This window comes from Phyllobacterium brassicacearum (assembly GCF_003010955.1).
Classification (GTDB): domain Bacteria; phylum Pseudomonadota; class Alphaproteobacteria; order Rhizobiales; family Rhizobiaceae; genus Phyllobacterium; species Phyllobacterium brassicacearum.
On the sequence record NZ_PGGO01000011.1, the window covers coordinates 131,073 to 144,003 of the forward strand.

Consider the following 12,931-nt stretch of genomic DNA (forward strand, 5'->3'; position numbering starts at 1 on the left):
TTATGATTCGTTCATGGATAAAAAATCTGAATGGCACCGCACAATGAACACACCAGCAAATCGATGGACGCCGCATTGGGCAACTCACCCGGGTCAGCATTTGCTTGAATGTATCGAAGCACATGGACTGTCAGTGGAGGAGTTTGCGCGGTCGGCAGAAGTGCCTGCAGCGACGATTGACGCCATCATTGCTGGTCGGCGCCCGATTACCCACGCTATCGCCCTGCGCTTTGAACAATCGCTCGGCATCATGCCGGAGCTCTGGTTTGTGCTGCAAGCAAGATGGCAACGGCATCAGGTCACATTCCAGGCCCCAGCAGAACGATTGACCGCAGTTGACGGCCGTCATCAGTGCCACGCATAGTTCCAGTCGCGGACAACCCGGTGACCGCTATGTCGAAACGAAGGACCGCCTCGCGCACCCCAGCTCACCGTAATCGGCCTGAACATAGACAACCCAGGCGCCGCGGCGTGCGGCGAAGTTTTGGTCACCTCATATTTTCTCGATTGGACTGGACTCCGTCCACCAATTTGATCGTCAGGCGGTGTGGTGCGGCAGCAGCACTGTCGCATCCCGCTGGTTAAACCTGTAGACACGACCTTAGTACGGCCTGACCCAACAAGCGATCAGTAGTCCCAGAAGATTGGCACCCAACGAAAGGCGTCGCCTTCGACCGCCACATGGCCGATGGATGGGAACGGCAGGTGAGTGGCCACCAGCAGCTCGCCGCTTGCCGCCAGCTCCCGCAAAAGACGGACCCGGACGCGGGCCGCCTCCTCGGGGTCGTGTTCAAAGCCGTTGAACCAGTCGGGGTGCTCGAACCCGACCGCGAACACGGCGTCGCCGGCGAACATCAGCCGGTCGTCGCCGGACGCAAGGCGCACCACGCTGTGCCCGGGGGTGTGGCCGCCCGTGCGGGTGACGACCACCCCCGGCGCAACTTCGTACTCCTCCTCGAACGTCCGCAGATTGCTGCGGTAATCTTCCGCGAACCGCTTTGCGGCCGCCCGTAGCGCGTCCGGGAAACCCTGCGGCATCGAGACGTGGGTGAAATCGGGGTGTGTCCAGAACTTGACCTCGGCGTCCGCCACGTGGATTCTCAGGTCAGGACGCAGCTGCTCCTTCACCCCGTCGACGAGCAGCATGCCAATATGGTCCATGTGCATGTGGGTGAGCACCACGTCGGTCACGGACGAAAGATCGATACCGGCGGCCTTTAGTCGATGGGCCAGTTGCCCAGCCTTCGGCAAGTTAAGGTTCGGGTCGTCACCCAGCCCGGCGTCGATGAGGATGGTCTTGCCGCCGCTACGCACCACGACCACGTTCAACCCCCAATCGAGCGTGTCGGTCGGGAGGAAATTGTAGTCCAGCCAGGCCTCCCGCACAGCCTGATCGGCGTTGTGGCCCAACATCTTGCCCGGCAGCGTCAGCACCCCATCGCTGACCACCATTACGTCAATCTCGCCGATCCGCAGCGCGTAGCGCGACGGAACCAGCTCGTCGGGGGCGGGAGCAACGGCGGGGTGTGAGGTGTGTTCTAGGCTCATGACTGTCTCCTGTTGTTTGTCTGTCTCCTGCTGACCGCGATGCTACGTCGAGGTGTGTTTGCGGACAATTGGGGTCAAGGACAGGGCGAGCCATACCGCGGTATAGGTTCTGTGATTCAGGTTGGGGTGTCGAATAATCGGAATGAATGTGGGCACGGCGAAAGCCACCCCTGATTGAAACATCCGAGTGCTGCCTGGAGCTCATCGACCACCAGGCGGGACTTGCTCTAGGCCGCACATGGATTCGATGAGCCGTCGCCACGAACTGGCCGCGAGTTCGGTGGGAAATTTCGTAGGACTTTTGGTGCCTTACGAAGCCTATGTATGCCTTTTCATGTATTTTGTGCCTTTTTCAACTTTTCGGCTCTTGCGTTCTTGAATCGAAATCTCTAGGGACAACAGCGTTCAAGTTGGAACGGAGCGTAGCGCAGCCTGGTAGCGCATCTGGTTTGGGACCAGAGGGTCGCAGGTTCGAATCCTGCCGCTCCGACCACTTCAAGCAAAGCTGCCAAAAAAAGATTGTTCTTGCGCAATCCCGGACGGAAGACCGCTTCGCACTTTTCCTGGAATTGCTCTAGAGTTCGTCAAAAGCCTGTAATATATCGGCATTGCAGACAAGGGATTTTCATCATGGCAGCTCGCATCTACCGCCCGGCAAAAACCGCAATGCAGTCCGGCAAGGCCAAGTCCGACACCTGGACGCTCGATTTCGAGCCGGAACAGCCGCGCAAGGTTGAACCGTTGATGGGCTACACGTCGTCGCGCGACATGAAGAGCCAGATCCGCCTGACCTTCGAGACGAAGGAAGGGGCCATCGCCTATGCGGAGAAAAACGGCATCGCCTATACGGTGCAGGAACCCAAGGAGACGCGCCGCCGGGTGGTCACCTATTCGGAAAACTTCCGTTTCGACCGCAAACAGCCCTGGACGCATTGATTTTTACGAAATTTTGCAATTTTCTGGCGAGGATTGATTCCGCCGGAACTACAATTGGTCCCGTAGCTCAGCTGGATAGAGCACCGGCCTTCTAAGCCGACGGTCACTGGTTCGAATCCAGTCGGGATCGCCACCTTTTCAGTTCATGATCCAGAGAAACCGCCCGATGGAGTGGCGGTGCCGGTTGTTCATCGAAAGCTCAAACGTCATTCAATTGTCGATTGGGCAGCGACGGTTTGCTTGGCGGTTAAGAGCCTGGTCTCGGCCGGCTTGAATCTGCCCTCGATGTCGAGGTACGTCGAATAAACCACGCCCGATAGCAACATGATAGCGACGCCGTAATCGCAAAGCTTCACCATAACCGAGCGGGACCGTTGCGGTTCGAAGTCGTAATAATCTCGAGTGCTTTTCATGGCTCCCACCATCTTTTTTGTTTTTTACCCGATGGTCTAAATTTACGTTCGATAGGGGACCGCCACAATCAATCGAAACCTAATCACTTAGAGTGGTACGGGTCCGCTGCCCGCCCTGCGCTTGCGGAACATTCCGACCCTTCAGCGGTTTCCTATGCATATCTGTGCAACGAACCGTGTCCAGGATGGAAAATTTTCTCGAGCTTCTGGCTCCTCAGACAACATTGCCTGTTTCAGCTGTCTTGTTCCGCCTGCTGCTTGCGACCGTCCTTGGGATGGAACGGGAGTGGCGGAAACAGCCGGCAGGATTGAAAACCCACAAGATGGTCTGCATGGCCTCCGCGACCTTCGCAATCGTCGCCTTGAGGCCGTTGCCGTCCCGATGTTTCAGCGGGAAAGCGTCAGGATGGATCCATTGCGGCTGATCGAGGCTGCAACGAGCGGTGTAGCTTTCCTGGTCGCGGGCTTCATCATTGTCTCGCGCGGCGAGGTGAGGGGAATCACGACCGGCGCTGCATTATGGCTTGCAGCCTCCGTCGGTCTGGCCTGCGGCTTTGGATTCTGGTGGATCGCCGTTCCTGCTTGCCTCATGGCCGTGGTGGTGCTGATCATCGTCCGCCGGCTTGAAATCGGTTTTGGCGCCGAACGGCGGGGTGGCGGGAAACGCATCGACGAGAAGGCGGCAGAATAAGGTTACGCGGTGCGGGCTGCCTGCCACCTGGCTTCGCCCGAGCAATTTCTGATAATCGCAAGAACCTGCTATTATAGGCCGGATGGCGCTGCCAAGAAATTCAAGGAGACGCGTAATGTCTGAATTCCTGTGGTTTCTCGTGGTTATAATACTTCCCATCGTCCTCGGCGCAGTCATCGCCCTCGGCATAATGCGCCCGCGCATCCACGACTGACAAACGCGCAGCGAAAGGCTTGTAGCTCAGGTCGTTTGGCCGTGACTTGTGCGAAGCTTGAGGATTTGCACCTCCGAGGGAAGCTCTATTAGGCCGTAAACTCATGAATAGGATCGACAATGGCGCTGAAACGGCAAAATGATGCGAGGAGAGCTGCGAAGGTCGGGGTTTTTCCCCCGCCCGAGCAGCTCGACACTGCAGCTTGCAGCCGTTTCGGCGTCCGCAGGATATGGCCTTTTCGCCCGGCTACTGTGCCGCAAAGGCTCGAAAATGGATAAACATTTCCTTCGCCTTTGTTCCTCGTATCCGAACGAAAAGCCTCATACCATTTCGACCCTATTCATGAGTTCACGGCCTCGATAGTCCTTGTCGCGCTCGAGATGATGGATGCGCCTTGGATCGTCCCCGGCGAACCGTGTCATCGCCTCGATGCTTTCCCAGTAGGAAATTGTCATGAACTCGGTGTCGTTCGCGCGGTCCTCCCGAAACGTCTGGACGCCGAGCGCCTTCTCGATCAAGGGCTTGATGCCGGCGTCGTAATTGTACGCTTCATATTCATCCGCCACGCCGGGAAGCGTTCGTCCTCGCCAGGTGCGCGCTATTTTTGCCTTTGTCGGATGACCCATCTCGATATTCCTCCCTTGAATATGGATTTGCATTTCCGGCTGAAATCATGCGTGCGCGAGTTTGCCACTTTTTGGATATGTTTGTATCCCATGCAGGGGAGGGAACGCTATCGGGGATCAAACGTTGGTTTCAGGAGCGTGGGGTATTTTGCGTATGATTTTGATCTAAGGAGAATGTTATGTTGAAGAGATTGGTAATTGTAGGAGCTGCGGTTCTGATGACCGCCGCGGCTGTGCCGCAAAGTTTCGCACAATCGATCGTAATTGGTCCGGATGGTGTCCGTCTGCGTGAAGCCGCTCCGGAACGCGTCGAGCGCCGGTACTATGAAATTGGCGAACGCCAGGCTGTCCGCATCGCGAGAGCCGAAGGTGTGCGGGACGTGGACGACGTAAGACGCACACGGTCACGGTATGTCGTTGAAGGTATCGACCGCCGCGGCGACGAAATTCGCGTCGACATCGATCGCCGGACAGGTGAGGTCATCTCTGTCGATTGATCTTCCATGCCAATCAATGGTTCCGCCGTTTGAAGCGGCGGACCCCGGTGTGAAAACCCGGGCGAAGTCGCTCACATCTCAGGTACTTGCACGCCGGTAGAACGCAAGCGAACCTGCAAGCGCCAGCAAGGCACCACCGCAAAGGCGATCCAGCCAGAGCGCCCCTTGCTTCTTCAACAGGCGCACCGCGCGCGAACCTAGAATGGCGTAGCCGAACATGACGGCGAGATCGATCAGCGCGAACGTCACGGCGAGCGCCAGATATTGTGGAAACTGTGGCAATTCCGGCACGACGAACTGCGGCAGAAACGCCGAAAAAAACAGATACCCCTTGGGGTTGGTGATAGCGACAAAAAAACTCTTCAGGAAAACCAGGCGAGCGGAGGGCAGCGTGCTGATGCTGACGTCGGTATGCACGACATCGAGCGTGCCTTTGGACCGCAACAGCATGATTCCGAGAAACGTCAGATAGCCGACGCCAATCCATTTGACCACCGAGAACCAGAATTCTGACGCCGCGAGAAGGGCGCCAAGCCCCAGTGCCACGGCGCCGATGAGCACGAAGTCGGACAGAACCGCACCCGCCATGCCGTAGCTGGCTGTCCGGATGCCAAACTTCGAGCCGTTTGTGAGTGCGAGGAGCACTGTTGGGCCAGGGGTCGCAATGCCGATGAATGATACAAGTGCAAATGCCAGAATGGTCAGATGGGTCATGACTTGCTCCGAGGTCAGATGGCGTGCCGCACCCGCGGCGTTGGTTTGCCGGACAAGCTACCATTCTCCGGTTTCGTCCACCGAGTCAAAGCCTTCATCACACTCGCTTATCTGTCCCAGCAACTTGCGTGTCGTCCGATGCAGCGTTGATTCCGTGCGGTGGCTCGTAAGCGCCAAACTGAGGCCGTAAAGGGGCGCTTCGCACACATGCCCCCCGGATGCATCGATCTCTGATATACGTTGGTTGTACGCCTCCTAGACCACGGTGTGATTACGTCTCCATTGCGAATGGAGATAATGAACCACATCGAAAAGGAACAGTCAGGAGGAGACGACCATGAGTACGGACAATACCTCACACCCAGGTAGACCGAAATGAACGGCCGGCGGCATGGAGGCGATCATGGACGTATATGAGGCAGTCACAAGTCGACGGGCGGTGCGCGGATTCAAGGACGAGCCTGTGTCGAGGGAGGTGCTTGAGCGCGTGTTGTCCGCCGCAGCTTGGTCGCCGTCCGGATCGAACATCCAGCCGTGGAACACCTACGTGCTGACTGGCGCACCGCTGGCCGAGCTCAAGACGAACGCCGTCGAGCGCGTGGCCCACGGCGACCCTTGGGACAAGCGGCAGTACAAGATGTACCCACCCGTGCTGAAGTCCCCGTACGCGGAGCGCCGATCCGCCTTCGGCAAGGAGCGCTACAGTGCGCTCGGCATTGCGCGCGAGGACTGGGAGGCGCGGCAGCGGGCAGCCATCGCCAACTGGAACTGTTTCGGCGCGCCCGCCGCCCTGTTCTGCTACATCGACCGCGACCTGGGCCGGCCCCAATGGGCCGATGTCGGCATGTATCTGCAGACCATCATGCTGCTGCTCCGCGCCGAAGGGCTGCACAGTTGCACGCAGATGGCGTGGTCGCAAGTTCGCGAGACGGTCGCTGAGGTCCTGTCACCCCCGGACGGACTCATCCTCTTCTGCGGCATGTCGATCGGGTACGAGGACCCCGCGGTAAGTTCGGCCCGTACAGGCCGCGCCCCGCTCGACGAGACGGTCACGTTCGTCGGCGATTAGTTGCTTGCGCTCAAAGGACAAGAGACCCCTTCTATATTGGAGAACGCCATGACCACACATAAAGTAGGCTATTTCATCGGCAGCCTCGCCAAGGACTCGATCAATCGCAAGCTCGCCAAGGCGTTGGTGCGGTTAGCACCGCCGGAACTTGAGATGTCGGAGATATCCTTCAAGGACCTGCCGCTCTACAGTTACGACTATGACGCCGACTACCCTCCCGCTGGCAAGGCATTCAAGGCGGCAATCGCGGCCGTCGACGCCGTGCTGTTCGTCACGCCTGAATACAATCGATCCATCCCCGGTGGGCTGAAAAACGCAATCGACTGGGCGAGCCGCCCCTACGGCACCAACTCGTTCACGCGCAAGCCGTCAGCGGTGATCGGCACGTCACCGGGCGCGATAGGCACAGCAGTCGCACAGCAGAATTTGCGCAGCGTGCTTAGTTTCTGCAACTCTCCCCAGATGAATGCCCCGGAAGCCTACATCCAGTTCACACCGGGGCTGATCACCGATGACGGCGAGGTCACGAAGGACACCACCGCCGATTTCCTTCGCACTTTCATGCAGGACTTCCATGTCTTCATCGCAAGGGTTCGCTCAGTGCTGCCGAAAGACGCCTAGAGGCATCACGACAAGAACATCTCTAAACTGTATGGTACCTTGGACGAACCATGAACCTTCTCCTGCGATCTTGGTCGACACAGGCTACGTCATACAGGATTTCAGATCTGGTGGTTTTTGCTCCCTAATTCCGTTGATTTGCCGCGACCTAAGGGAGTAATGAAGGGATTGTTGATCCCACTCGCGGAGTCGCGCCGGAAATTCGATGGAAACCAAGGCCAATTATCTTCTCGTAGCGGTTTTCTGTCTGGTCGTGTGTCTTTTGGCGTTCGGTTTCTTTTACTGGATTGGGCGTTATGGAGACACCCGCGAGACGGCGACACTCGAGATCCGGGTGCCAGGGTCGGTCACTGGTCTGGCAGCAAACAGTCCGGTTTTCTTCAACGGGTTGAAGGTGGGCGAGGTACGCCGCCTGTTCGTCGATTCAACGAATCCCGATGCTGTCATCGTCCAGACCGAGATCGACTCGACCACCCCCATCACACGTTCGACTGTGGCAACATTGGCATTCGAACTGCTTGCGGGGCAGGCGCGCATAGAATTAACGGGCGGCAAGGCCTACGAGCCGAAACTGCTGGAGGAAGCCGAAAAGGAAGATACGGTCGCACGCGTGGATATTGACCCATCCTCGTTGAAGACGCTCGTCCAGACCGCGCAGGACTGGATTGAGCGCGTCGACAAGGCGACCGCTGCCACGGAAAAGTACCTGGCGGAGACGAGGGGGCCGTTCATCGAAAGCATCAAACAAGCCAAGACCTTTACCGATGGGCTCGCCGACAGCACGGAATTGATCAGCAAGTACGGCGAGCAGGCACAAAGCCTCGAAGAGATCATGGCGGATGCGCGTGACGTCATCTCGCGTGTGAAAACAGCGTCAGTGAATGTGGATGATACGCTGGCCAATGTCGACAAGCAGCTTTCCGATGACAAGGACAGCACCGTCAGCGCAATGCGCGGTAAACTGCAATCGTATCAGCAACAGGCGAAAGACCTGAATGCGCGGCTGGTCTCTATCACGAATGATCTGGCCAATATGACCGGCCCCAAACTGCGCGATGTCCAGAGGTTCGTGTCGCAAAGCCGCCGCACGGTACAAGGCATCGAGCGCGGCGTTTCCGCAATTAAGGATGATCCGCAAAAGCTCATTTTCGGCGATGAGAGCAAAGTTCAGGAATATGACGGAGGCCGCTGAGGTCGCTTGGATGACTCGCAGGTGCGCGTCACAGCGGACCTGCTTGCGCGGCAATTCCTGCGAACCTTGGAGATCGCCGTCGTCAGGATGCGAAATACATTCCGATCAGGTAGCTTGTAACGGCCAGCGTAACCATGACGATTGCCGGCGGCCAATACAAGTACGGTCTGAATTCGTTTTCGAATGCGAATGAACCTTCATCATTCGATAGCGGAAATGGAACTGCGACGGGGTTCTTCGCCCTCTTTTTCATAACGCTGGACACAACAACTCACCTTCCGAACTGACGGCCTAAGTACAGGACAATTGGTATGATGATCAGGAAGAGTATGAGATAGCCCCATATCGATGTGAGGTACGGCGCGTAATCCTCTTTCTCCTTCTTGTCATCCTCCTCCATTGGTGCCTCCCGCATCTGCCAATGAAAACAGTGGTCAAGAGGACTTCAAGCCGAGTAAACAATGCGGCTCAGGTCTTATCAGGCCACAGGGATATACCTAAAACAACTCAACAATTCGAGCTATGCTGCTCGCTTATCGCAACATGAATACATTATATCGAGGCGTCGCTCGACCAAAGGGGAGGATTATGGTTAGCGCGCCTGGCAGGCTGCTTTCAATGCGATGGTCTCGCCTGGTAGACGAGCAATGCTATCACAATGAGGGCAAGAAGAATATCCAGATCACGCATAGGCGTAACCTCGCTTTTCATTCAACCAGAGGCGCACTGAACAAAGGCATCCATTCGATGCGGCAGCAAATATTCGCGTTGCCTTACCGGCTCTGTTGCCGGCTACTTTGCATGCTCCTTGAACCTTCGATGCGTAAATCCGCCTTTGGCGCGCCTCAGAATATCCGAAAGCTTATTCGGACTGGTTGTCTTCTTGGGCATTTCCGAGCGTACTTTTTGTAATATTTGCGGCGATGCGCAGCTTGCATTGTGGGGTGTATGCAGCGTCACCTCTTCCATTTTGTTTGTCACTCCCTCGAGAAGAACAAATTACCGGTTGAAAGCCACCAAAGCGCTAAAATACGCTGATTTTTTACTTATTCAACAAGAACTCATTCGTTCCCAGCCGAATTGGCTGCCGTCCGGGTCAACGTGCCGTGAAATGCAACGGCGCTCCATACAGCAGCGCCGTTTTGAGTCAAAATTTGTCAGGCCGGAAGCGGATGAAAACGCCGCAAGGAAAGAAAGCCGGCAATCATGAACAGCACCAGGACGGTACCCTCGACGATGGCGAATGGCGGCTCCGAGCCCGTCGGCGCGAGCGCATTGAGAGCCGGTATCTTTTGGAACGCCTGTACAACGAGCACGAAGGCATTGAGATAGAGCGATACGACCGCGCTGACCACATAGATCCAGCGCCAGGCGCCGGCGAGACGATAGACATAGAGCGCGACAACAGCTGCGATGAGGAAGATCATCGAAATGATACCGACGCCGATAGCCGGCGTGAAACCGGCATAGGGAAACAGAAAACCGGTCACGCTCGTTCCGATGGTTGTTATCAGGAAGATAATTGTCCAGCCGGCTTTTCTGTCCGCGGCCAGTAACCCCGCCAGAACAATCAGACCCGAAACGATGCCGATAAGGCTCAAGATTACATGGAACGCAGTAAAAGGTGTCATACCGAAGATCATGATCGTACCCCTATTAGCTCTCGATCCCAATGAAGCTTGGAATCAGCCCGGTAAAACGAAACATTGTTTGGTGAAAATTGTAAATCCTCGCCACTGTTCGACAAATATGAGTGTGAAGGTCAATAAAACGCAACCGATTGTCTCGCACAGGACGTCGTTACCCATGGAAGACGTGGCGTTCAGGCGGCAACCTGTTGGCCCGTACTGCATGGAGATCTGGCAAGCATAATAGTCTTGCTGAAACAGTCCGTTGACACATACCAACTGTATGGTATGTATTCGATATGTCGAGACCTACCAAACAGTCACCCGAACGCGGCAGCGCACGAACCCGGCTCCTTGAGGCGGCGCGGGATATCGTCCGCACCAAAGGCTTCGCCGCCACAACCGTCGATGACCTCTGCAGGGCGGCCGACGTCACCAAGGGAGCATTTTTCCATCACTTCGCGAGCAAGGACGCTTTGGGCGTCGCCGCTGCCGAGTTCTGGGCCGCGACGACGACCGGCTTCTTCGAGGCCGCGCCGTATCACGATCCGGCCGATCCTTTGGAGCGCGTTCTCGCCTATGTCGCTTTCCGCAAGGCGATCATCATGGGCGAGCTCGCCGAGTTTACCTGTCTGGTCGGAACGATGGCGCAGGAGGTCTACGCAAGCTTCCCTGACATTCGCGATGCGTGTGGCCGCAGCATCTTCGGGCATACGGCTACGCTGGAAGGCGACATCGAGGCGGCACGACAGGACCGCGGCATCACGGACGATTGGACTGCGGAGAGCCTGGCGCGACACACCCAAGCCGTCATCCAGGGTGGATTCGTCCTGGCGAAGGCAGGGAATGATCCCGAGCTTGCGCGGGAAAGCCTCGACCATCTGAACCGGTACATCCGGTACCTGTTTCACGTCACAGAGGAGGAGGACATAGCATGAGCAGAACCACAAATATCAGATGCGCTTGCGGGCGAACATCCCTGGAGGTGCAGGGAGCCCCGATCGTTGTGTCCGAGTGCCTGTGCGACAGCTGCCGGACCGCTGCAGATCGTCTCGCAACGTTACCTGGCGCGAAGAACGTCCTCACATCCTATGGCGCGACGCCTTGTGCAGAATATCGCAAGGATAGAGTCCGTATCCTGTCCGGCGCCGAGTATCTGCGTGAGTTCCGGCTCAACGCGGATGCGGGCTCCCGCCGTGTCGTCGCCACGTGCTGCAATACGCCGGTGTTCCTGGAAATGAAGGGCGCGCACTGGCTCAGTCTCTATCTGCACCTCTGGCCGGACGGAGCGCGGCCGAAGGCCGAGATGCGAACCATGGCTGGCGACCTGCCTGATGCATCCAGACTGCCGAATGACATCCCCAACTTGAAAAGCCATACGGTGTCCTTCTACGCAAAGCTCCTGGGGGCATGGATCGCCATGGGATTCCGGAATCCAAAGATTGAAGTGGCCGGGAAGGTCGATGCCTGACGAGATCTAACCCTCGATTTTTTCAACAGATGTCGGAACCGAAGTCCTCGAAACGTCCTTTGCACTCAACTGCAACAGGTCTCAGGAGGACAGGATGACCATCCGAACACGCATCTCGCCCAATCTTTGGTTCGATTTTAATGCCAAGGAAGCCGTCGACTTCTACGTTTCCGTGTTCCCGAATTCAAAGGTGATGCGCACGTCGCATTATCTGAAGGACAGCTCCGGACCTGAGGGTGAGATCATGACCATTGAATTCCAGCTCGATGGCTTGATCTTCACTGCCATCAATGGCGGCCCGCAGTTCAAGTTCAACGAGGCGGTGTCGTTCCTCGTTGAGTGCAAGGATCAGACTGAAGTCGACCGCTACTGGAGTGCGCTGCTTGAAGACGGCGGCGAACCAGGGCCTTGCGGCTGGCTGAAGGATCGCTTCGGCCTGTCGTGGCAGGTCAACTGGACACCGCTGATCGACATGTTGCTTGATGCCGACAAGGAAAAGGCCGGACGCGCGATGCAGGCAATGCTCAAGATGGGCAAGCTGGATGTAGCTGCCCTACAAACGGCCTATGCAGAAAGGTAGGATAAGCGGGAGTGGCCCGCCAGGGGCAATTTCATTCGGATTGCGGCCGATCTCTAGGCGGCGCACTTCCGGCGGTCAATTGACCGACTCATCGAATCAACCTGGCCCTGCAAGGCGCCGGCTTGCTTCTGGTTGGCGGTGCGATAATCGGGAAGGAACGGCCCAAAACCGGTGATGATGTTTGGATCCTGATATCCGGCGCCATTCGTCAGGCGGTTGACTTCAGCCGCGGCCTGGTTGCGCTGCGCCACGAGCGCCGGGCACTCGACCGTGTCATAGCGCAGGGACGAGATTTTTTCGTTGTCGAGCTGACCCTGAATATTGCCGCAGCCTGCCAGCAGTGCGGAGAGTATCATCACCTGAAGGTGCCTTGTCGTCATATGCCAATGTCCTCGATCGCGTGGGGCAGCGGCACATGAATGGGCCAATGACGCCGTTTTGGCAAGATGCAGGCTTTCGATAAAAGCAACTGACTGCAACAGACGTGAACGGTGAGGGGACGATGCACGGGGAAGGCGTATCCACATGATCAGGGTTCAAAATACTGCAACGATAGGATGATATGCTCGAGCCAAATTACCCGGCAAGTGAATCACTACCAGGACCGGAGTTCGCCAGGTGAATTGGCCGTATTGAAAAGCGCACTAATACTCCGATTGGGGCGATTTGTATAAAAATAGAGCGATTTCAATCGATTATTGTTCTTTATGCAATTATAAGTTGAATATTGC

At 56.8% G+C, this 12,931-nt stretch carries 17 protein-coding genes and 2 tRNA genes; 13 read left to right on the forward strand and 6 right to left on the reverse strand.

The features are described 5' to 3' along the window. The first annotated feature begins 13 nt into the window (after positions 1-13). Positions 14-364, forward strand: a complete 351-nt coding sequence (locus CU102_RS15900; RefSeq protein ID WP_106712080.1) for a HigA family addiction module antitoxin — start codon at positions 14-16, stop codon at positions 362-364. Positions 365-627: 263 nt separating this feature from the next. Here CU102_RS15900 and CU102_RS15905 read toward each other — a convergent pair whose 3' ends face one another. Then, complete coding sequence (locus CU102_RS15905; RefSeq protein ID WP_106712081.1) at positions 628-1,548, reverse strand: MBL fold metallo-hydrolase; 921 nt, start codon at positions 1,546-1,548, stop codon at positions 628-630. 416 nt (positions 1,549-1,964) lie between these two features. Here CU102_RS15905 and CU102_RS15910 point away from each other — a divergent pair. The 3 genes from CU102_RS15910 (at position 1,965) to CU102_RS15920 (ending at position 2,617) form a co-directional block, all read left to right on the forward strand. Beyond that, positions 1,965-2,041 (forward strand) — tRNA-Pro (locus tag CU102_RS15910). Between the two features lie 137 nt (positions 2,042-2,178). Further along, positions 2,179-2,484, forward strand: coding sequence for an ETC complex I subunit (locus CU102_RS15915; protein ID WP_106712082.1), 306 nt, complete (start codon positions 2,179-2,181; stop codon positions 2,482-2,484). Between the two features lie 56 nt (positions 2,485-2,540). Beyond that, positions 2,541-2,617, forward strand: a tRNA-Arg gene (locus CU102_RS15920). Positions 2,618-2,690: 73 nt separating this feature from the next. Here CU102_RS15920 and CU102_RS15925 read toward each other — a convergent pair. Next, on the reverse strand, positions 2,691-2,897 hold the full coding sequence (locus tag CU102_RS15925; RefSeq protein WP_133624561.1) for a hypothetical protein: 207 nt from the start codon (positions 2,895-2,897) through the stop codon (positions 2,691-2,693). A 275-nt stretch (positions 2,898-3,172) separates the two neighbouring features. Here CU102_RS15925 and CU102_RS31010 point away from each other — a divergent pair, with 275 nt between their 5' ends. Next, positions 3,173-3,322 (forward strand): MgtC/SapB family protein, encoded by a 150-nt coding sequence (locus tag CU102_RS31010; RefSeq protein WP_342588773.1) that lies wholly within the window; start codon positions 3,173-3,175, stop codon positions 3,320-3,322. After that, positions 3,304-3,588, forward strand: a complete 285-nt coding sequence (locus tag CU102_RS31015; protein ID WP_342588771.1) for an MgtC/SapB family protein — start codon at positions 3,304-3,306, stop codon at positions 3,586-3,588. The genes CU102_RS31010 and CU102_RS31015 overlap by 19 nt, the downstream gene beginning before the upstream one ends. Before the next feature lie 534 nt (positions 3,589-4,122). Here CU102_RS31015 and CU102_RS15940 read toward each other — a convergent pair. Then, the gene (locus CU102_RS15940) at positions 4,123-4,428 is read right to left on the reverse strand and encodes an antibiotic biosynthesis monooxygenase family protein (RefSeq protein ID WP_106712084.1); all 306 of its coding nucleotides are present in this window, start codon (positions 4,426-4,428) and stop codon (positions 4,123-4,125) included. A 179-nt stretch (positions 4,429-4,607) separates the two neighbouring features. On the opposite strand from CU102_RS15940, the gene CU102_RS15945 reads away from it, so the two are divergent. After that, entirely contained in the window at positions 4,608-4,925 is a 318-nt protein-coding gene (locus CU102_RS15945; RefSeq protein WP_106712085.1) for a PepSY domain-containing protein, read from the forward strand. A gap of 78 nt (positions 4,926-5,003) precedes the next feature. Here the strand turns inward: CU102_RS15945 and CU102_RS15950 are convergent, their stop codons facing one another. Then, positions 5,004-5,639 carry a LysE family translocator gene (locus CU102_RS15950; protein ID WP_106712086.1) on the reverse strand — a complete coding sequence of 212 codons (636 nt, stop codon included), beginning with the start codon at positions 5,637-5,639 and terminating at the stop codon, positions 5,004-5,006. Between the two features lie 403 nt (positions 5,640-6,042). Here CU102_RS15950 and CU102_RS15955 point away from each other — a divergent pair, with 403 nt between their 5' ends. The 3 genes from CU102_RS15955 to CU102_RS15965 all read left to right on the forward strand — a co-directional run bounded on the left by CU102_RS15955 (position 6,043) and on the right by CU102_RS15965 (position 8,521). Then, positions 6,043-6,708, forward strand: coding sequence for a nitroreductase (locus tag CU102_RS15955; protein WP_106712142.1), 666 nt, complete (start codon positions 6,043-6,045; stop codon positions 6,706-6,708). Positions 6,709-6,756: 48 nt separating this feature from the next. Next, complete coding sequence (locus CU102_RS15960) at positions 6,757-7,329, forward strand: NADPH-dependent FMN reductase (protein WP_106712087.1); 573 nt, start codon at positions 6,757-6,759, stop codon at positions 7,327-7,329. 205 nt (positions 7,330-7,534) lie between these two features. Further along, positions 7,535-8,521, forward strand: coding sequence for an MlaD family protein (locus tag CU102_RS15965; protein ID WP_106712088.1), 987 nt, complete (start codon positions 7,535-7,537; stop codon positions 8,519-8,521). Positions 8,522-9,678: 1,157 nt separating this feature from the next. On the opposite strand, the gene CU102_RS15975 is transcribed toward CU102_RS15965, so the two are convergent. Next, on the reverse strand, positions 9,679-10,164 hold the full coding sequence (locus CU102_RS15975) for a hypothetical protein (RefSeq protein WP_106712090.1): 486 nt from the start codon (positions 10,162-10,164) through the stop codon (positions 9,679-9,681). A gap of 284 nt (positions 10,165-10,448) precedes the next feature. On the opposite strand from CU102_RS15975, the gene CU102_RS15980 reads away from it, so the two are divergent. From CU102_RS15980 to CU102_RS15990, 3 genes are all read left to right on the forward strand, one after another. Further along, positions 10,449-11,087 carry a TetR/AcrR family transcriptional regulator gene (locus CU102_RS15980; RefSeq protein WP_106712091.1) on the forward strand — a complete coding sequence of 213 codons (639 nt, stop codon included), beginning with the start codon at positions 10,449-10,451 and terminating at the stop codon, positions 11,085-11,087. Continuing rightward, positions 11,084-11,620: a GFA family protein gene (locus CU102_RS15985; protein ID WP_106712092.1), complete on the forward strand. Its 537-nt coding sequence runs from the start codon at positions 11,084-11,086 to the stop codon at positions 11,618-11,620. The genes CU102_RS15980 and CU102_RS15985 overlap by 4 nt, the downstream gene beginning before the upstream one ends. A 94-nt stretch (positions 11,621-11,714) precedes the next feature. After that, positions 11,715-12,200 (forward strand): VOC family protein, encoded by a 486-nt coding sequence (locus CU102_RS15990; RefSeq protein WP_106712093.1) that lies wholly within the window; start codon positions 11,715-11,717, stop codon positions 12,198-12,200. Positions 12,201-12,253: 53 nt separating this feature from the next. Here CU102_RS15990 and CU102_RS15995 read toward each other — a convergent pair whose 3' ends face one another. After that, positions 12,254-12,580, reverse strand: a complete 327-nt coding sequence (locus tag CU102_RS15995; protein WP_106712094.1) for a hypothetical protein — start codon at positions 12,578-12,580, stop codon at positions 12,254-12,256. Positions 12,581-12,931 lie beyond the last annotated feature (351 nt).